Consider the following 19949-nt stretch of genomic DNA (forward strand, 5'->3'; position numbering starts at 1 on the left):
GTATAACCGGCCCGCCCTTTTTGCGCGTGGAGCATTCTCGCTACTTGAAGGCTACTTGAAGTGCTTGTCAACGTAAGACTGGATCTCCTGGCGCATGAAGCGCCCGGATGCATCCGCGCGTTCTTCCCAGCCGAAGACACAGGCGGTGACGATGCCGTCGAAGCCGGTCTTGGCCAGAGCACTGAAAAACACATCCCAGTCGATTTCGCCCTGATGCATGTCCATGTGCTGATGCACCGTCACTTTCGCGCCAGGCGGGTTAACGATATAGCGCAGGCCTGACGAAGCCTTGTGGTTATAGGTGTCGGCAATGTGCACGTGGGCGATCATCGAGCCCGCATCGGCGATCATCTGCGCCATGTCGTCCCCGAAGTAAAAGGTGTGCGGCGTGCAGTACAGGAACTTGACGTTGTTGGAGTTGATGGTTTTAAGCATGTCCAACGCCGGGTGCAGTGTCTCGCACCAATCCTCGGGATGGGGCTCGACGTTGAGGGTCACGCCTTCTTTCTCAAATATCGGCACCAGTTCTTCCATGGAACGCCACCAGGCGGCTTCGCTGGATTCGTGGCTGTGGGAACCGCCGCAGCAACTGACCTTGTGCCCCCGATCCGGTGAGGGGCCACGGCCGAATTCCGAGTTCATGGTGGTGCAACCCATCTCCACGGCGATCTGTATTGCTTCTTTCCAGTAATTCACTGCGGCGCGACGTTCATCCTCGTGGGGGCTGGCCCAGCGGTACATGGGCAGCAATGAAGCGAGCTGCACATTGTGGTCGCGCAGGGCCTTCTTGAACGCGGTGATGCGCTCCTTGTGGGCACGGGGTCGGACCCACCAGGGCAGAAAGTCGTCCCTGGGCGAGAGCTCGATGTATTCATAGCCGAGTTCGGCGGTCTTGCGGCACAGGTCCGGCAGGCTCAGGTGGCGGTGCATGTAGGGGTCAAGGGCGATTTTCATTATTGTTCTGGTCGTTGTTCTGTTCGGTGTTAACGCGGGCAGATCCTCAATAGACGACCCAGGCTGAGTCGTTGTCGGCCGACAGCACGCAGCGCTCGACCCAGCGCACCCCTTCGACGCCCGCGTCGATGCCCGGATAGCGCACTGCGCTGAGGGCTTGGGTATCGGCGCGGTCAGTCGCATCCATGGCCAGGGCAAAGCGGTAATAAAGATTGGCCCAGGCTTCGAACAAACCTTCGGGATGGCCACCGCCAATGCGATCGTCGAGCAGTGCATTGGGGTGCAGGTAGCCCATGCCGCGCTCCAGTATTTGCGCGGGCTGCCCTTGGACCTCGAAGCTCAATTGGTTAGGGCGTTCATCCCACCATTCGAGGCTGGCACGCGAGCCAATGACGCGGATTTTCTGGCCGTGCATGGAGCCTGCATTGACCGCGCTCGACCACACCATGCCCATCGCGCCACCTTCGTATTCCATCAAGGTGTAGGCGTTGTCTTCCAGGGGCGCGCGGCTGGCGACGAAGCTTTGCCGGCTGCACATCAGGCGTTTGATTTTCAGGTCCGGCAGCATCACTTCCGACAGGTACAGCGGGTGCGTCCCAACATCGCCCAGCACGTAGCTCGGCCCCGCCTGACGCGGATCGACACGCCATTGCGTCGCCTGGCTCTGGGCCTCCACCGGTGCGCTGTGGAAACCGTGGGCGAACTGCATGTGCGCACCATGCGCACCTCGCCCAACTCACCTGCGGCGATCATTTCCCGGGCTTGTTCGATCAGTTGATGGCCGGCATACCCGTAGGTCACACCGACGATGCGGTTATGTTTATGCGAAAGTTCGCGCAGGTTTTCGGCCTGCTCGACCGTGAAACACAGCGGCTTTTCACACACCACGTGCAGCCCGGCTTCAAGCGCCGCCTTCGTAATGGCGTAGTGCGTGCCATTGGGCGTGGCGATCGACACCGCTTGAATGCCGTCTGCCCGCTGGGCTTCCTGTTCGAACAGGCTCAGGTAGTCGGCGTAGCAGCGTTCGGGATCGACCCTCAGTTGCTCGCCGAATTCGCGGCCACGTGCGGCATCGATATCGAATGCGCCCGCCACCAGCACGAAGGTGTTGTCACGCAGTGCGGCGCAACGGTGGATGTAGCCGATCTGGCTCTGGCTGCCGCCGCCGACCATTGCCCAGCGGATAGGTTGGGAGATACGTTTGCTGCCGTTGATCATGGGGTGTGCCTCGTGTGGGGTCAGAATCCGACGGTTGCCAGGTAGGTGCGACTGGATCGCACATCTTCCAGGCTGCCATTGGCGTTGCGAGGGTCGCGTTCCTGCTCGACGGTGATGTAGCCCTCGTAGCCCAGGGTTTGGATAAGCCGGTACAGGTTCGGGTAATCGATCACGCCGCGTCCGATGGGGCACATGACGCCCCTGGCGCAGGCGTCGAAGAACTTGATGCGTTGCTTCATCACCTCGTCGAATACGCGTTGGTCGATGTCTTTGAAATGGATGTAGTCCAGCCGATCGGCGTAGGCGCGCAAAGACGCCGCAGGGTCCATGCCCGCGTAGTAGAGGTGCCCGGTGTCCAGGCAGAGCCCGGCAACGTCGTGGGGAATGTCCTCGACCAGCCGCGCCAGTTCGTCGGCAAACTCGATGTAACCGCCGGCGTGTGGGTGGATAACCGGGCGAATGCCGTAGTCATGCCAGGCAATATGGCAGATGGCCCGGATGTGCTCGATCATGGTTTGCCATGCGCCATCGTCCAGGCGTTGCGCCAGCTCTGAATGGCCGGCAGCGTAGTCGCGGTCCTCATGGCCCCAATCGATGATCACCAGGTAAGGGCCGGCAAAGCGCTGGCCAGGCTCCTTGTCGATGGGCGGCAGTTGTTTGAGCAATTGGCAGATATCGCGGGTTTGACTCAGCAGCGACGGCAGGTTTGCGGGGTTGACCAGGTCATCGAAAATCGTGCCGGCCACCACATGCAGGCGGTTTTCGCCAAGGGCTGTTGCCACCACCGTGGCGTCCAGCGGCAAGTAGCCATAGGGGCCTAACTCAATGCCGCGATAGCCCGCTTCATTGGCTTCGCCGAGCACGTCGCGCCACGCGGGCAGATAAGGATTTTTTACATCGTCAACGCCCCAGCAGCAGGGTGCCGTAGAGATGTGGATGGTCATCGGTTCACTCCGGTGTTGTTGTTATGAGTGGGCTGTCTAGCCTGGGACGATGCTATTTCAGGGGGGTGGAGCACGGCTACGGGAGGCTGGATAACTCTGTCAAAACCCTTCATGATTGCGAAAAAGAGATGTCAAAACATGTCAGAAGTACCTCGGCGAAAACTGCGCCCCACCATGGCCGATGTCGCGCGCGAAGCGGGCGTCAGCCTCTCCACCGTCGACCGTGTGCTGAATCTGCGTGCAGACGTGCGTACCGACACGGCGCATCGCATTGCCACCGCGGCGGCACGCTTGGGCTTCCATGCCAAAGGCGTCATCGAACAACACGTCGTGAATGACAAGCCGACGGTGCGGCTGGGGTTCCTGTTGCAGAAGAGTGGCGTGGCGTTCTACCAGGGGCTCGCGCAAGCACTGTCCAACGCCTCGGCCACGTTCGCGCGGGCGCGTATCCGTGTGGTCATCGGTTATCTGGACGACCTTGACCCGGCGACGGTGGCGCAACGCATCCTGGCGCTTGGGGATCAAGTCGACGGTGTCGGGGTGGTGGCGGTTGATCATCCGCTGGTGCGTGAGGCCATCGCCCGCTTGCAGGACGCGGGCGTTCCTGTGGTCGCGTTGATCTCGGAACTGGCCGGTCCCGCCTACGTTGGCCTGGATAATCGGTTGATGGGGCGCACGGCGGGGTGGTTCGTCACCCGATTGGCGAGGCAGCCGGGCTCGGCAGCGGTGATGCTCAGCAGTCAGCGGTTCCAGTGCCAGGAGTTGTGCGAGCTGAGCTTTCGCAGCTACCTGTCGAATCATTCGCCTGATTGGGAGTTGCTCGCGTCGCGCCTGACCCTTGAGGACGATGATTTTGCCTACGGCAATGCACTGGACTTGCTGAGCGGGGAACCCGATCTCGCCGCCTTGTACGTGGCGGGCGGTGGTGTCGCCGGGGTACTGCGTGCGTTGCGCGAACTCAAACAGCAGCAGGTCCGGCTACCGGTGGTGGTGTGTCATGACTTGACGCCACTGACCCGGGAGGCGCTGAAAGCCGATCTGGTGCAGGCGGTCCTTTCTCATCCCGTAGTGGAGGTGGCGGAGCAAGCCGTGAAGGCACTGGTCGCGGCGGCCTCGGACCCCAGCCTTGTCGCCAGGTTGATAGTGCCCATACAGATAGATGTCAGCGAGAGCATCTGATCATGCATCAAACGATGCGTGTCGATGCACTTCCTTGCCTGCCAGCAGGGTGAGCAGCACTTGGGTTTGCCCTATTTCGTAGGGCGAGAGAGTGAACAGGTCGCGGTCGAGCACAATCAGATCCGCATATTTCCCTACGCTCAGGCTACCGGTACAGGTTTCTCTCCAGGCCGCGCTGGCAGCATTGAGGGTGTAACCCTTCACCGCGTTTTCGAGGCTGATCCGATGCTGGGGGGTATGGACGGGGGATTGGTCGTTGCCCTGTTCACTCTGGCGGGTAACGGCGCATTGCATGATGTGGAAGGGGTCATAGGTACTCACGCCCCAATCGCTGCTCAGCATGCAGACGGCACCTTGGCGGATGAACGCGCCGATGGGGTAGAGCCATTCACTGCGTTGCGGGCCCAGCATGGCACTGACCAAAGGGTCCAGGTCCGGGTTGGGCTGAGCCCACAATGTCTGGTAGTTCGCATAAATGCCAAGGCGTTTGAAGCGCGCAATATCTGCGGGGTTCACCACTTGAAGGTGGGCCAGTTGATGCCGGGCATCCCACGGCCCATTACGCTGCTGCGCGTATTCGATGCCGTCAATCGCTGAGCGTACCGCGCGGTCGCCGATGGTGTGCACATGCAGTTGGAACCGTTCCCGGTCCGGCGCCGTGAAGTATTCGTTGATCTGCGCCTGGCTGAACATCAGCTCCGCATTTGTGCCGGTATCGCAGCGAGCGTCAAGCAACGCGGCGGTACCGTTTTCGAGCACTCCGTCGAGGAAAAACTTGGCCGAATGCAACGAGACCCAGTCGCCTTGGTAGGTGTTTCTCAGTGAGATCAATTCTTCGACCTGCTCGGCTAACGGCCTGTGCGCGAAAACCTTCGCGGTGCCGCAGACACGCAAGGTCAAATCGCCGCGCGCATGCGCGGTCTGATAGTTCTGCAACAGGTTGCGGTTCACCATCGCATCCAGAACGCCGGTGATACCTCGGCTATTGAAGACGCGGCTGTAGTGCTTCATCGCAACCAGGTAGTCCTCTTCGCTGTAGGCCGGAGCAACACGATGCATGGCCCAAATCGCATCTTCACTCAGCCAGCCCTGGGGGCTGCCGTCGTGCAGACGCAGGTAGTGGCCGTTTTCCGGTTCAGGGCTGCCTGGCTTTACCTCGGCCAGGGCAAACGCGGCGCTGTTGGCCCAGCCGTTGTGGTAATCATTGGCGAAGATCAGCGCCGGGCGGCTGCCGGTGACGCTGTCCAATACCTCTTTAGTCAGTTGGTGTGGGCTGAACCGCGAGGAGGAAAAACCGACCCCTCGAATCCATGGTTTGTGCGGGTGGGCGTCGGCAAATGCCTTGATGAGACGAAGCAGGTCTTCAAGGTTTTGAGCTTCATACAGCGAAGCGCTGTGATAGAAATCCGCGCTGCTCAATTGAAAGTGCACATGGGTGTCTTGCAGACCTGGCAGCACGACGCGGCCCTGGGCATCAATGCGCTGCGTGCGGGCATGCGTGAGGCGCTCGATATCTGCATTGCTGCCCACCGCGAGAATGCGCCCGTTGCGCACCGCGATGGCTTGAGCCCGCGGGTTATTGACGTCCATCGTGTGGATTTTTGCGTTGGTGATCACCCATTCAGCAGTCTGGCGCATACAAGCTCCGTTCGAGCAAGCGGGGAGGGACGAAGCCGCACAGTGCTTCGTCCTCGGTTGCAGCGGGACGTCAGTTGGCGCAGGTCCGGGCTACGGCCTTGCCGGCGAACCTGTCCTTGATCCACGCCGTCACATCGGCGAGTGAGGTTTGAAGCATCCCCACGTGATCGCCAGGGTACGAACGTAGTACGAGGGTGTTGCCAGCTGCACAAGCCTTCCTGGCCTGAGCTTCAGTCACCGCAGGCGGCGTGGCCTCGTCAGCTGTGCCGATGGCTACCAGCAAGGGGCCGGCAATGGCCTTGTTGCCCACTTGGTTGATCGCAAAAAAATCAGACACATAGGGTTGGCTTGACCAGTCTGTCTTCAGCACGCTGCCGGGTTTGGCCTGGGCAAACGCCGCTTGCGCATAGAAGTAACAACCCTTGTTCACCAAGTCGTCGTACCGGGCTGCCGCGTCGGGAGTGAGCATCGAGTTGATGTCAAAACTTGGAAACTGCTGCTTGATCGCCCGGGCCATGTAGACGGGGTAGAACAAGGCACCCGGTTGCTGGGCGTTGGCTTCAAGCAGATCGGCGCCGCCAACCGCCGGCGCGAGAGCCACGGAAGCCAGGTAATGGGGATCCTTGCGCGAGGCTTGCTGCTCGGCAACCCCCCACACCGCCTGACCGCCTTGTGAGTGACCAATCGCGACCCATTTCTGCGTGATGCCTTTCACCGCCGCCTGAGCCGCAGGTACCGCGTTGATTACATCTGTGGCGTTGACGATTTTGTTCATGTAGCCGTGGCCGCCTTCGGTGGCCAAACCTGCATAGTCCACGGCCAGCACGGCAAAGCCCTGTGCCAGGAGTGGCATGACGTTGTAGCCCAGATTCACCGAGTTCGAGGCGCCGCACATCTGCCCTACGCCCATGGTCCCGTGCGCCCAAACCACCAGCTCGAAGCCGCCCTTTGGCGCCGCGCCGGCCGGTTTGATCAGCACGGCCGAAGCGATTGTCGGGTTCTGATACAGGTCGTTGGACCAATAAAGAATGCGGGTGGCGGATGCGCCTTTGGGAAGCTGGTAGTTCTCAGCCTGCTCCGAGCGGATCAACTGACCTGACGCGCCCGGTGCTCCCGTAGGCTTGTCCCAGAATTTCCCGGTGGGAATAAACAGCGAGGATTCAAACTGGACGGCATCCTCGACACTATTGATGGGCGCAATCCCAGCAAGGGTAGTCGACAGCCAGAACGAAGTAACAAGCGCAGCCAATGAAGCCGACAGTGATTGGCGTCTGTTCATAATATTCTCAAGAGTCAAAGTGTATGGAGTTTTAAGAGCAAGCGTTCGACTTAAAATGAATGGGAGAGGCGGATGGCCGCGGTATAACCCTGCGCTCTATTTTCGGCGTCGAATTCCTTGTAAACATGAAACCAGACGGGAATGTTACCGAGCTTGAAGTAAGAAATGGCGGGGCCGACAGCAATGACTCTAGAGCGATTGCCATTCTCCAGGTTGGGCGCATTGTCATCACTGAGCTGACGGTAATAATAACCACCGAGGCCTACTGTCCAGTCGTTGATATGCTGGCCCACGGCAAATTCGTGGCGATACTCCACGCCGGATTTATAATCGGTGTCAGGGTTCCTGGTATTGAAGTCCAGCTGGAAACTTGATGAAACTTCCAACCCGTGTTCAGAAATCCAAGTGCCGTTGAGAAGAGGAGACACTGTCCAGTGATTGACCCCGGGGTTCATAAAACGGTCTTTATCATAATCCCCGGTGGGCGCTTGAATTTGCAGTTGCGCATTGATGCCTATATTCGGCGCTACATGCCACTGAAGCATAATTGGCAGAATGGATATATCCGCCTGCCTGAAGACGTCCGACTTGGTTTCGAAAACGGTCTGCCCACCGGCATTGACTTTCAAGTCGCCATTCATCTTGAAAAATGGCACCACCGCGCCAAAACCGTAGTTGGCGCCGAGAATCGTCGCATCGGTCATGCGCAAATAAGCCATCGAAAAAGACAGCACACTGACGGAAAAGTCATTGCCGGTGTCTTTACCATGACCATCTTTCTGCAAGGTTGTTTTATAGAAAGCAGACCGGCCGGCAATTGTCCCATTGGGTGTGGGAGGAGGTAAAAAGCCGGCACCGAAATCGTACACGCCATAGGCGGTAGTTGGAACGCCACTTTCTGTCGCATACGCTGCGCTGCCCCATACTGTAAAGGACAGCATAACAGCGGCCCCAGCACTCATGCGGTTCGTCATAATTAGTCGCCTGTAAGGATTATTATTGTTCTTCTTTCGCCACGGCTTTACGGGTGTATTGCTCATTGAACGGCGAAGAAGCATGCGTGCAAAAATAAACATAACCAACACAGTTGGGTCGGTTTTACCTCGTGCCTACCTTGTACAGGTTGTTCATGAGGTTTTTTGGCAGTCGCTTCTAAGTGTTATCAATGTGAGTTGCCTTGTATAAAGGTCTTGTTTTGATGGGGGGAACCAATAATTATTGAAGCATCATCTCGCATCTGGTGTGTTGCACGCCCCGGTCGGTTGTGTACAAGGTGTGGCTATAGTACAAGAGAAAAAATCACCGTGAAGGCTGGACTTGCTCACAATGCTTTTTCCAAAACGGAAATACCATGGATAAATTGGGTGCGTTCAGTACATTTTTGGCCGTCGCTGACAGTGGCAGTTTTAGCCGCGCGGCCAAACAGCTAGGCAAGACGCCGTCGGCGATCACAAAAACAATCAGTCATCTTGAGGAGGAGCTCGGTGTAAGGCTTTTGGTGCGCAGCACGCACCACACCACCTTGACCGATGCGGGCTTTATCTACCTCAAGACCGCCAGGCAACTGGTGCTGAGCCTGGAGGAAGCGGAGGAAGAAATCAGTCAACTGCGCGCAGGTATAAACGGGTCGCTGCGCATTGCTTCTCCGATGGCTTTCGGGAAGGCCTTTCTCGCCGATGCCTGTGCCGATTTCATTTCCATTTATCCCAATATTCAATTGAGCGTGACCCTCGGGGACGTGCCCATAAACCTTGAGGAAGGGGGTTACGACCTGGCACTCAGGATGGGCGAGAGTGATCGAATCATTTCAAAAGTGATTGCGCGCAATACGGTTTTTCTCTGCGCCAGTCCTGTTTACCTGGCGCGTAAAAACGTCACCATCAATCCCGATAATGTGCACACCCAGGATTGGTTGCTCTACAGAAACCCGCTGTTGAGCAGAAGCTATTGGCGTGCCAGTTATCTAGGCGAGCAGTTCAAGTTCCCCTTCCCAAAGAAGCCCCTTGTGGAATGCGACAATTACGATTTTTTATTGACCCAGGCACTGGCCGGATGCGGTCTGTTGATTGTGCCGCAATGGAGTGCTGCGCCTCTGATTGCTCAAGGTCTGCTGGTTCATGTCATGCCCGATTATTTGATTGATCCTGAAGCCTTCGGACCCAACCTTGTGGCGGTGTACCCAAGCCATCATCGATCCACCCGCAAGGTTGTGGCGTTCGTTGAACACGTGAAAAACTTTATCACCAGCCGCGCGTTGGATTAGTCGTTTGAGCGCAAACCCTGAAAGCTCAAGACGCTGAAAAATGCAAAAATCCTTTATTGACTAAATAAAAATAGTGAGTAATGATTTTTATGCATCTGCTTTTACGCAGAGTCATTTTTCAGGGGCAACCCGATGTCTCAGAACACCGCGCCGCTGTTGGCCAACCTCTACCTTGAGGCTCACGAGTCGTCACTTGACGCACCCATCGCAACCCCCTTCATGCAGGGCTTTCCCGCAGGTTCGGCACACCGCGTGACCTGGCGGAACTGGATGACGCCGCCGTTCAATCAGTGGGGCTTTCGCAACCTGGCGCGTTTGCGTCCGGCGATTGATGTGCGCGCTGGCGTTGGCCCTGTAAGCCCGTTCAACCCTGCGCCGCTGCCGCTGGATCAACTGCATTTCGATAGCGAATGTGGGCTGAGCATCAGCGTTATCGATCACCTGATTGCCAGTCAGACCGACGCCTTTGTGGTGCTCAAGGGTGACGATGTACTCTTCGAGCGCTATTTCAACGGCCAACGCTCCCATGATCGGCACATCATGTTTTCGGTGACCAAATCGCTGATCGGCACGCTGGGTGAGCAATTGGTGTCGGATGGGATATTGGACCCGGGCAAACTCGCGGCGCACTACGTGCCGGAGTTCGAGGGCAGCGCATTCGCCGACGCCACGGTGCGCCAGTTGTTCGACATGGCGGTAGGTATCGAATACAGCGAAGTGTACGAAGATCCGGATTCAGAAAGCTCGCAGTACGGCTATGCCTGCGGTTTCCAACCGGCACCGGCACAGTACGCGCAGTTCGAGTCGCTGTATCAGTACCTGCCATCGCTTAAAAAGCGCGGTAGCCATGGTGGCTTTTTCCATTATGTGACCGCGACCACCGAAGCGCTCGCCTGGGTCATGGAGCGTGCGTCAGGCAAGCCCTGTCACCAGATGCTGGAAGATATCTGGCTTCAGTTAGGCTGTGAGCGTGATGGCTACTTCTTGGCTGATCCTTGGGGGCGCAGCGTCGCGGGTGCGGGTTTCAGCGCTTCATTGCGGGACATGGCGCGTTTTGGCCGCCTGCTCGCCAACGACGGTCGCCACAACGGGCATCAGCTGCTGTCGAGCCAGACACTGGCGCGCATCGCCGCAGGTGCAGAGCCGGCGCTGTACGCCGATTCACCCGACTTCTCAGCCTGGACGCCAGGCGCGTCTTACCGCAGCCAGTGGTACGTGTTCAACGGCCCGCGCCCGGCGATCATGGCCGGTGGCATCCATGGCCAGTACCTGTTCATCGACAAAAAATCCGGCGTGGTCATCGTCAAGCAATCCTCGCTTGACGAGGCGGCGAGCCCCTGCGATGCGGACACTGTGCGCATGCTTCACGCCATTGCCGCGCACCTTGCCACTGCCCCTCATTCCTAAAAAATCACTGTTGTTTCCACCTGGCCCAGCCAGGTTTGTGCGGCGCTGTGTGCCGCCAATCACTGCCCTGTAATAACAAAAACCAAGCAGGAGCGTTATATGATTTTCACCATGCGTTTGTCTCGAACGTTAGTCGCGTTCGGGTTACCCCTGGCTACGCAGGCAGCCGTGGCGGGCTACACCTTCGAAGACGGCAACCTCAAGGGGGAAGTGAACCTGAGCGCCAGCGCCGCCGTTATTTCCACGCGCAATGTCAACTTCGGCAGTGGCCGGGTCGACCTTCGCAGTGGCAAGAATGGCGGCGAAAATATTGATTGGCAGGAGTTCTTCGTCAAGCCGGGCATCAAGCTGGAGTACGCCGTTCAACCGGACTTCAGCCTGCTGGCCGGCAGCTCCTTCGTGGCGGCCACGACGTTGGGCGACGGCGATGCCGGCGGCTACACGCGCAGCTCGGACGGTGATGTGGCCGCTGAAGAACTCTACGCTGGGTTTCGGGCAGGGGAGTGGACGTTCACCGCCGGGCGCCAAAATTACATGGTGGGCAGCGGCTTTATTGTTATGGACGGTAACCTTGATCAATTCAAGGATGGGGCGTACTGGCTCGGCCCCAGGACCGCGTTTGAAGACTCCGCCGTGTTGGCGTGGGATCACGGCGCACTGAAATCCCAAGCGTTCACCTTGCGTACCGACGATGACTTGGGTGACTTTCGGATGACCGGGGTCAACCTCGATTACACCCTCGATGACCAAGTGACCCTGGGCGCCATGGCGATGAAGGTCAAGTCGCTGGGGCCTCAGGGTGCTACGCCGCTGCGGCGCGACGGGATGCAGGTCTACAACCTTCGCGCGTTGAATGCCAAAGTGCCGGGCGTGTCGGCGCTGACACTCAACAGCGAATACGCCGTGCAGCGCGGCAGTGGTGAAGGCGTCGATTATGACGCCCGCGCCTGGTACGGCCAAGCGGACTACGTGTTTGAAGCCTTACCCCTGACGCCGATCATTGGTTATCGCTACGCCAGTTTTTCCGGCGATGACAACCTTTCCGACAACCGCCAGAAATCCTGGGACTCTCTCAGTAAGGGGTTCGTCGACTGGGGAACATGGCTGGTGGGGGATGTTGTCGGCAACTACTTGCTTTACAACAGCAACGAGAATGTTCAGCAGTTTTCGATCAAGACGCAACTCAGCGAAACCCTTCGGCTCGGCGCCATTCATTACCAGTTTTGGTTGGACGAAAAGAACTACTTCGGCGCAGCGGTCAGTGACCGCCGGTTTGCCGACGAGAGCGTCGTATTCCTGGAGTGGGCGCCCTCAAAGTCGTTTATCTCTTCGCTCTCCTACAACTGGGTCAAGCCCATGGCCGCCGCCAAACAAGTCTTTGGTGATGACCAGAAGTTCAGCGCGCTTGAACTCTATCTCACCTATCGCTATTAACGATCGCGTGCCCTGGTGGCCGTGCTGGAGTCTTTCAATATGAACATGTTTTTGCGTAATACCTTGCTGAGCGCTTTGGTAGCTGTGCTGGCCAGCGGTGCGTGCATGGCGCAAGAAAGGACGGTGCGCATCTATAACTGGATCGAGTATTTGCCGCCGGAGATTCTCAAAAGTTTTCAGGAGGAGACCGGTATCAGGCCGATTTACGACGTTTTCGATTCGGTTGAAACGTTGCAGTCCAAGCTGCTGACCGGCAACTCGGGGTATGACGTCGTCTACCCGAGCAGTTCAAATGTCAGTCACTTGATACAGGCCGGCGCCGTCCAGCCTCTGGACCGTAGCCAACTGCCGAACTGGCCGCACCTTGACCCGGAGTTCATGAAAACCCTGGAGGCCGCTGGCGATACGGGCAACCGCTACGCCGTGCCGTATCTATGGGGCACCACGTTGATTGGCTACAACGTCGATAAGGTCCACAAGGCGCTCGGCGCCGATGTGCAGATGAACACCTGGAACGTGATTTTCAAGGAGGAAAATCTGGCCAAGCTGGCGAGCTGCGGCGTCGGCTTCCTCGATGCGGCCAACGAGATTGTCCCGATTGCCTTGCACTACCAGGGGCTGGATCCCAACAGCGCCAAGCGTGACGACTACCCCCAGGCGCAGGTAGCGATGATGAAGATTCGTCCCTACATCACCTATTTCAACTCCTCACGCTACGGCATGGACCTGGCGAACGGTGACATTTGCGTGGCCGTTGGCTGGTCTGGCGGTATGGCGCTGGCCAAGCAGCTCGCCGATGCCGGTGGCAAAGGGGTGAAGGTGGAGATGGCACTGCCGAAGGAGGGTGCACCGATGTGGTCGGACGTGATGATGGTGCCGGCCAATGCGCCACACACCAAAGAGGCCTATGAGTTTATCAATTACATTCTGCGTCCGGATGTGATCGCCCGCATCAGCAACAAGATCGGCTATCCGAACCCGAACAAGGATTCGACGGCCCTGGTCGATGCGTCTATCCGCGACAACCCCAACATGTATGTCCCGGATGAGGCGCGCAAAACCCTGTTTGCCCTGGAGCCCGTGTCGGCCGCTATCGAACGGGTTCGCACGCGCATCTGGACCAGCATCAAGACCAATCATTGATCAATGAGCCCGACGAATGCTCTTCGTCGGGCTTGGGAGTGTGTTGCATGCCTGAGCCTTTACCATTGATGGGCGCGAACCCCAGCCTGCAGCGGGTGCTGACCTTGCGTGTCAGTATCGGCAGCGAATTGATAGTGGGGGCGTGCAGTGACGGCCTGCGCTGCAATTACTCTATCCTCGGAGGTGACTTCGAAGGGCTGGATCTGAAGGGGCGGGTGCTGGGTGGCGGTGAGGATTTTTTCCTGCTGCGGCCTGACGGTACCGGCCAATTGGATGCGCGCTACAGCTTGGCGAGTGACCAGGGAGAGATCCTCAACGTTCACAACGTGGGCGTGTTGAACATGACCGAGCACGGTCGTCGGTTGGAGCGCGAGGGCCATTGGCCGCTTCCCGAAACCGAATACCGGTGCACCTGCACCCCCACGTTTCAAGTGCCCAACGGGCGCCTGGCGTGGCTTTCACGAGGCAGTTTCATCGGCCAGGTTTTCTACCCTGCGGTAGACCAGGTAGTCATCTGTTGCTACCGCTTTTCTTGACGCTTGCTCTCGTCACACCCGCATGCCGCGAAACAGCAATTCGGTGATCTGTCGAACCTGGGCCGAGTGTGATGCTATGTCCGGCTCTTGTTGATTGACCAGTCGAAACAGCTGTAAGTGGGAATAGTCGTTCAGCAGGAAGGCTGCCAACTCGACATCGAGGTCGGCGTGCAGCTTGCCCGCCTGTTGCAGCTCCCTAAGCAAGCCGCAGATCTCTGCTTTGAGCGCTTCATTCATGGCGCGATAACGCTGCGGCAATCCGCTGTCCCCGCCAAACAGAATCATTGGCAACAATTCGCGCCAGAGGTCGGGGTGCATGACCTGCAGTGCGTATCCGGTCAGCAGGCTTTCCAGGTAGCACAAGGCGTCCACGGGATCTTCCATGTCCGGAATCCGACTGCGGGTGTCCTTGAGGGCGCGTTTGTCTGCGTCTTGCAGGATCTCCAGGATGATCTCCTGCTTGTTACCGAAGTATTTGAACACGGTGGGCGCGGATACCCCCGCTACGTGAGCGATCTGCTCGATCGTAGTGCTCTGGAAACCTTGACGTTCGAACAGCTCGATCGCGGCCTTACTGATAGCTTCGCGACGCTCGGCTTTTTGACGTTCACGCAATCCGCTCACTGAAAGATTCCTTGCCACACAATTATCGGACGAGAGGGCGCCCCTAGGATCTCGATAAAATACTTAATTGAGTAAAGTTTTTCAAAGTTTCAATTGCTGACGGTTCATGTACTGGCCCTTGGTCTGGAGTCGACGGGAATTGAAAGTCCATCATTTGCGACGACTGCACAGCCTGCGCAGTTAAGAGCGGACTGTACCGTCCGCGTGGCGCATGTTGCTTCATCTTGAGTCAAGTTAGGCCCGGCATGACGCACGAATGTCCACCGTCCACTGGCATGCGCACACCTGTGATTTACGCAACAGACGTGTCGGCGTCGTGTTTCGTTTCTGCGGAAAATCGCTGGAGTCCAGGGTAGTCCTGTACGAACACGTACAGGGTTAAGTGCAACATTACGGGGCGGTTCGAGTTCGTAGTGTGGCTGGCTCTCCTAGGGCCTGCGGACCAGCATCCGGCGCTAACACGCTGCGCACCTTCGCCCGGTAAAAATCAAACGCATTTATTGCGCCTTGTACGGCCTGTTGCTCTTGTTCTGCGTCCATCTCCTGGCTGTCGAGCAGGGCAATGAACTGGCGCCAGTGCAAGCCGCGCCCGCCTGGGTGGGCGGCCAGGTGGCTGGCGCCGTGGGTTTCGTTCAGGCCCAGTTGCTGGGTTTCCTTGAATAAAAACGCCGCGCCCAGGTTGGAGCCTTCGCTGCAATACAGCCAGCCCAAGGCTTCGAAGGGCCCGTTGACCTGGGCCGGGGTCGGCTTTTGCGGCACGGCTTGGTCGAGGTCGAGCAGGTCGCGCTTGACGGCTTCGAAGCGCGGCAGTTCGCTCAGGCCCGGCAGGCGCTGGTTAAGCTCGGCGTCTGTGTACAGCCCGTCGATGGCACCATGAAACGCATGCTGCAGTTGCAGGAACTGGGCGTAGCGCTCGCGGCTGTCGAAGGGGCGGGCCTGCATCACCAGGTCGTTGACGTTGTCGTGGTCGCGGGTGGTGGCGGCCTTGATGCGCTTGGCTCGCGACGTTTCAAGTGGCGGGGTGGTCATGTTGGCACCTGTCGATTCAAGAGGTGCGAAGCATGGCGAACCGAGCACTCTGCCGACAATCGCGCAACCATTAAGAACGCTTCATGCAAGCGCCTAGAACGCCGATTCGCGAATCAGCACAGCCAACACCCGGCGCCAGACGCCCATCGCCAGGCTCTGCGATTGGCCCTCCAGCACCACCGTGCCACGCAAGGCCATGTTGGGCGCCGGGCTGCCTGGCGCGGGGCGCAGCAGGGCGCGGTACAGTGCTTTTTCCGGTTGGGGCAGGCGTTCGTGATCCAGGGTTGCGGCAATGGCACCCTGATACACCGAGGCCAGTTCCGGTGTTGAGGTCAGGCGGCGCACGGCGGTTTGGCCGAGGCTTTCCAGGCTCACGTCGAGGGATGGATGGGCCAGGTTTTCCGGATAGAAGCGCCCTTGGCTGCCCGTACTCAGGCGTGCCAGGTCCTGTTCCTCGACAAACGCTTCGACGCGTCCACCTTGAGTGCCCACCAACGTGCCCAGCCATTCCCCGGCGGCCAGCCATTCGCCGGGCTCCAGCGGCTCGGCCAGGTCGGCGAGCACCCCGTCAAAGGCGGCATACACCGTGAGCTGGCGCATCTGTTGGCGCAGTAGCTGCTGACGCTCGCGGGCGGCGGCCAATTCCTGGCGCACCACCAGCAAGTTGGCGGCGGTCTCGCGGTTGAGCACCTGGAAGCTGTCCTGCCATTGCAGGGTCAGGATGCGGCGGTCGAGGCTTTGCAGCTCCTGGCGCAAATCCGGCGCTTGCAGCTGGAACAGCGCCTGGCCGACGTGCACCGGCTGCCCTGGCGACACGTCGATGCGCTCCAGGCGCGCTGCCATCGGCACGTACAACCCGGCCTGTTGTTCGGCGCGCAGCAGGGCCGGGGCGTGCACGCGGCTGCTCCAGGGGATGCAGGCCAGCAGCAATACGCTGCCCAGCACCAGCAAGGTGGTCAGGCCATGACGGTTCATGCGGTAGTCCTTGCGGCGCGCGAACCATTCGCGCAGTTCATTGAAGATCGGCAGCAGCACGAAGTAGAGGATTTCGACGATAAACAGCAGGATGCCCAGCAGCTTGAAGGCAAAGTGATAGACCAGCAGCGCGATGCCCAGAAACAAAAAGAAGCGGTAGATCCAGGTGCCGATGGAATAGCCCACCAAGGTCCGTTCCAGCCACGGCTCGAAACGCTCCGGGCGCGGCTCGTTGAAGGCGAACAACCACTCGCGCACGCGCCAGCGTGTCAGGCGAAAGGCCCGTTGTTGCAGGTTGGGTACCTCCAGCAGATCCGACAGCAAAAAGTAGCCGTCAAAGCGCATGAACGGGCTGAGGTTGATCGCCAGGGTCAGCACCCAGGTGGTAGTCGCCAGCATAAAGGCGGCGCTGCGCAACATGCCATCGGGCAGGAAACTCCATAGCAGGGTGGCCCACGCCGCCAGGCTCAGTTCGGCAAGCATGCCGGCGGCGCCGATGGCCAGGCGTTGTTGCCGGCTGCGCAGGCGCCAGGCACCCGACGTGTCGGTATAGAGCACCGGCCACATCACCAGCAGCGCCACGCCCATGGTCGCCACCCGCCCACCGTAGCGCTTGCAGGTGTAGGCGTGCCCCAGTTCATGCAGCACCTTGGTCAGCAGCAACGTCAGACCGGCCAGGGCAGCGCCTTCCAGGGTAAAAAAGTGCAGGAAGGTATGGATGAAACTGTCCCACTGCCGCGCCACCAGCGCTAGCCCGAGCATCGCGGCACCCAGGGTCAGGTACATGAACACGCGGCTGTAGAACACCTCAACCCACGCCAGGGTGCGGGAGAGAAAGCGGTCAGGGCGTACCAGCGGAATGCGCACGAACAGGTAGTTCTTCAGCAACCAGCGGGCCCAGCCGGTCTTTTGCCCGTCGGCGATGCGTGCCAGCCGTGCGTTGTCTTCGTCGCCTACGCTGTGCAGCAATTGGTTGTGCTGCAAAAAGCCCTTGAGCTGTTCGACATCGCTTTTGTCCAGCGCCAGGGTGCTGGTTTGGCTGATGGTTTGGGCGATGGCCTCGGCGTCGCCCAAGGACCAGCGCCCGAGCATCTCCACCTCGGCCCAGCCCAGGCGAAAAAACTGCCCGCGAGCCGGGTCTTCGAGGGTCCAGGATGGCGAACCGTCGCGGTTCTGCGGGCCCTCGTGCAGGCGCAATTCCTCACGCAGCGGCGCAAGCTTCACAGCGCCAGCCAGATACGCGCAGTGGCCAACGGGCGGCGCAGCAGAAAGAAGATCAAGCTGGTACGCCCGGCGTAGACCTTGGCCGTGCCTTTGAGGCCGACGCGCAGGCGCGGGTCGGCGCTGTCGAACGCGGCTTTGAGGCGGTACGCCATGCCGCCGTCGGGCGTCGGGCTGGCGCGATAGGACAGGCGCTGCAAGGTGGCCGGCAACGGTGCCGACGGGTCGGTGTTGAGAAACAGCAAGGTGGCGGCGCCCGGTTGCAGCTCAATGGCATCGGCCACCGGCAACAGGATCTCCAATTGGGTTTGCTGTGGATCGGCGACCAGCATGATGCGTTCGCCCAGGGACACTGGGCGTCCGACCCAGTCGCTGGGGTCGTCGAACACCGCCACGCCGGCGCGCGGCGCGGTGATCAAGGTGCGCTTGAGGTTTTCCTGGAGGAAGGCCACTTCGCTCAACGCCTGTTCACGTCGGCCCTGCAACACTGCGAGGCTGGCCTTGCTGCGTTCGTCGCTGAGGGCTTGTTGCTGGGCTTGGCGAAACTCCGCATCGCTGATCGACAACGCCTGGCGCGACGACTCCAGGCGGCTTTGCAGTTCCCGCGCGTCGAGCTGTACCAGCGGCTGGCCGGCGCCCACGTTTTCGTTCGGCTGCACCAGCACGCGTTCTACCACCCCTTGCATCGGCGCACGTAGCACGTTGGGGTGCAGGGCAACGATTTCTGCCGGCGCGAGCACCGACTGACGAATCGGAATCAGCAGCAGCGCCAGCAACAGGCCCAGGCCGATCAGCAACGGGCGCCGCTTGACGGTGGGGCGCAGGCGTCGGGTGCCGGGGTTGAGCAACGCTTGCCAGGCGTGCCCGGCCGCGTCCAGCCACAGTGTCAGCAGTTGCTGTTGGGCATCGCTCAGGGGCTGTTCCCGCGCCAGCAGCAGCGCGCCAAGCAACTCGCCCTTGGGGTTTTTGATCGGCAGCCACAGCAGCAGGTGGGGAAGGTGCTCGGCCCAGATCTGCGCGTCGGCGGCCGCCAGTGCGTGGCGGTCGATGGCGTGGATCACGGCGGCGTTATCGGCAACTTGCCACTGGCGGCAGAGTTGGCCGAGCCAGGTGGTGAAGGGCGCGTCCCGCTCCACCACGGCCAGCCCGGACAGCGTTTGCCAGCGTTGATCGTGGCAGTGCCACAGCAGCGCCTGGCGATAGTCCAGCAACAGGCGTGTGTCATTGACCAGCAAGAAACCCAAGGCCTCCAGGCTGCTGGCGGCACGCAGGCGTTGTTCAAGCTGCAACAGGTCCGCCAGGACGTTGTTGGGGCTCATGATTGCGGTGGCGCGAGCAGGGCATTACCGCTCATGCCGGGCAGCAGCGTGGGGTCGTTGCTGGTGATGCGCCCGAACACTTTGATCGACTGGCTGATAGGGTCGATCACCGAGCCCAGGCGGGTGACTTCGGCGGGATATTGCTGGGCGGTCTCTTCCAGGCGCACCTGGAATTTATGCCCCGGCTTGAGCCAGACCATCCAGTGTGACGGCACGATCAACTCCACTTCAAATGAGCTGTCGTCGTAGATCGCCAGCAGCTCCTTGCCTTCTGCCACGTATTCGCCGGGCTGTGCCTTGCGTTCGGCGACCCGCCCGGAAAACGGCGCATTGATCGCGCAACGCTGCACCATCACCTGGCCCACGCCACTCTGCGCCCGGGCCATGTTCGCTTCCGCCTGGGCCTGGGACAGGTCCGACACGCTGATCGACTGCAACTTGTCCAAGCGCCGCGCCACCTCCAGCTTCTTGCTGGCGGCGGCTTCGGCAGCGACGGAGTGGTTCAACTGCGCCCGATGCACCGCGCAATCGAAGGTCACCAGGCGCTGGCCCTTTTTGAAACTAGCGCCTTCCTTGACGTCCAGTTCCAGCACCTTGCCCGCCAGTTCGCTGGACAGCACCGTGCGCCGGCTGGCACTGAGCTGCACGCGCAGTTGCGGCGTGTTGTCGGCCTGGCTGGAGGGCGCTTGCAGCGGCGCGGGCTCCGAGGCGCAAGCCGCCATGGCGGGGAATAACAGGCACAGGGGCAACGTGATAGGGCGAAGGCTACGCATGGGGCGGAGGGTC

Annotated in this window: 16 protein-coding genes and 1 pseudogene; 6 read left to right on the forward strand and 11 right to left on the reverse strand. The window is 59.8% G+C overall.

The genetic code is table 11. The features are described from left to right. Positions 1-51 precede the first annotated feature (51 nt). The 3 genes and pseudogenes from PspS35_RS11160 to PspS35_RS11170 form a co-directional block, all read right to left on the reverse strand. A complete protein-coding gene (locus PspS35_RS11160) occupies positions 52-954 on the reverse strand; it encodes a sugar phosphate isomerase/epimerase (RefSeq protein ID WP_174244800.1) in 903 nt (300 codons plus the stop codon). Positions 955-1000: 46 nt separating this feature from the next. Beyond that, a pseudogene (locus PspS35_RS11165) lies at positions 1001-2172 on the reverse strand (Gfo/Idh/MocA family oxidoreductase). A 20-nt stretch (positions 2173-2192) separates the two neighbouring features. Next, complete coding sequence (locus PspS35_RS11170) at positions 2193-3116, reverse strand: TIM barrel protein (protein WP_159934389.1); 924 nt, start codon at positions 3114-3116, stop codon at positions 2193-2195. 138 nt (positions 3117-3254) lie between these two features. Here PspS35_RS11170 and PspS35_RS11175 point away from each other — a divergent pair, with 138 nt between their 5' ends. Continuing rightward, positions 3255-4295 (forward strand): LacI family DNA-binding transcriptional regulator, encoded by a 1041-nt coding sequence (locus PspS35_RS11175; RefSeq protein ID WP_159934391.1) that lies wholly within the window; start codon positions 3255-3257, stop codon positions 4293-4295. Here PspS35_RS11175 and PspS35_RS11180 read toward each other — a convergent pair whose 3' ends face one another. From PspS35_RS11180 to PspS35_RS11190, 3 genes are all read right to left on the reverse strand, one after another. Beyond that, positions 4296-5933, reverse strand: coding sequence for an amidohydrolase (locus tag PspS35_RS11180; protein WP_159934393.1), 1638 nt, complete (start codon positions 5931-5933; stop codon positions 4296-4298). Between the two features lie 70 nt (positions 5934-6003). After that, positions 6004-7212 (reverse strand): alpha/beta fold hydrolase, encoded by a 1209-nt coding sequence (locus tag PspS35_RS11185; RefSeq protein WP_159934395.1) that lies wholly within the window; start codon positions 7210-7212, stop codon positions 6004-6006. A gap of 50 nt (positions 7213-7262) precedes the next feature. After that, complete coding sequence (locus PspS35_RS11190) at positions 7263-8174, reverse strand: transporter (protein WP_238786070.1); 912 nt, start codon at positions 8172-8174, stop codon at positions 7263-7265. Positions 8175-8563: 389 nt separating this feature from the next. Here PspS35_RS11190 and PspS35_RS11195 point away from each other — a divergent pair, with 389 nt between their 5' ends. The 5 genes from PspS35_RS11195 to PspS35_RS11215 all read left to right on the forward strand — a co-directional run bounded on the left by PspS35_RS11195 (position 8564) and on the right by PspS35_RS11215 (position 13995). Beyond that, on the forward strand, positions 8564-9475 hold the full coding sequence (locus PspS35_RS11195) for a LysR family transcriptional regulator (RefSeq protein ID WP_159934399.1): 912 nt from the start codon (positions 8564-8566) through the stop codon (positions 9473-9475). Positions 9476-9607: 132 nt separating this feature from the next. Then, positions 9608-10882, forward strand: a complete 1275-nt coding sequence (locus PspS35_RS11200; protein WP_159934401.1) for a serine hydrolase — start codon at positions 9608-9610, stop codon at positions 10880-10882. Positions 10883-10981: 99 nt separating this feature from the next. Then, positions 10982-12316 (forward strand): alginate export family protein, encoded by a 1335-nt coding sequence (locus tag PspS35_RS11205; RefSeq protein WP_159934403.1) that lies wholly within the window; start codon positions 10982-10984, stop codon positions 12314-12316. Positions 12317-12355: 39 nt separating this feature from the next. After that, entirely contained in the window at positions 12356-13459 is a 1104-nt protein-coding gene (locus PspS35_RS11210) for a polyamine ABC transporter substrate-binding protein (protein WP_159934405.1), read from the forward strand. Between the two features lie 47 nt (positions 13460-13506). Beyond that, on the forward strand, positions 13507-13995 hold the full coding sequence (locus tag PspS35_RS11215) for a DUF3237 domain-containing protein (RefSeq protein ID WP_159934407.1): 489 nt from the start codon (positions 13507-13509) through the stop codon (positions 13993-13995). A gap of 12 nt (positions 13996-14007) precedes the next feature. Here the strand turns inward: PspS35_RS11215 and PspS35_RS11220 are convergent, their stop codons facing one another. The 5 genes from PspS35_RS11220 to PspS35_RS11240 all read right to left on the reverse strand — a co-directional run bounded on the left by PspS35_RS11220 (position 14008) and on the right by PspS35_RS11240 (position 19936). Then, complete coding sequence (locus PspS35_RS11220) at positions 14008-14619, reverse strand: TetR/AcrR family transcriptional regulator (protein ID WP_159934409.1); 612 nt, start codon at positions 14617-14619, stop codon at positions 14008-14010. 390 nt (positions 14620-15009) lie between these two features. After that, complete coding sequence (locus tag PspS35_RS11225; protein ID WP_159934411.1) at positions 15010-15648, reverse strand: biliverdin-producing heme oxygenase; 639 nt, start codon at positions 15646-15648, stop codon at positions 15010-15012. A gap of 93 nt (positions 15649-15741) precedes the next feature. After that, the gene (locus tag PspS35_RS11230) at positions 15742-17847 is read right to left on the reverse strand and encodes an HlyD family efflux transporter periplasmic adaptor subunit (RefSeq protein ID WP_202982124.1); all 2106 of its coding nucleotides are present in this window, start codon (positions 17845-17847) and stop codon (positions 15742-15744) included. Continuing rightward, on the reverse strand, positions 17844-19163 hold the full coding sequence (locus tag PspS35_RS11235; protein WP_159934413.1) for an HlyD family efflux transporter periplasmic adaptor subunit: 1320 nt from the start codon (positions 19161-19163) through the stop codon (positions 17844-17846). The genes PspS35_RS11230 and PspS35_RS11235 overlap by 4 nt, the downstream gene beginning before the upstream one ends. Beyond that, positions 19160-19936 carry an efflux RND transporter periplasmic adaptor subunit gene (locus PspS35_RS11240; protein WP_202982125.1) on the reverse strand — a complete coding sequence of 259 codons (777 nt, stop codon included), beginning with the start codon at positions 19934-19936 and terminating at the stop codon, positions 19160-19162. Before PspS35_RS11240 ends, PspS35_RS11235 begins: the two co-directional genes overlap by 4 nt. Between the last annotated feature and the right edge of the window lie 13 nt (positions 19937-19949).

Origin of the sequence: Pseudomonas sp. S35 (assembly GCF_009866765.1) — a bacterium.
GTDB lineage: Bacteria > Pseudomonadota > Gammaproteobacteria > Pseudomonadales > Pseudomonadaceae > Aquipseudomonas.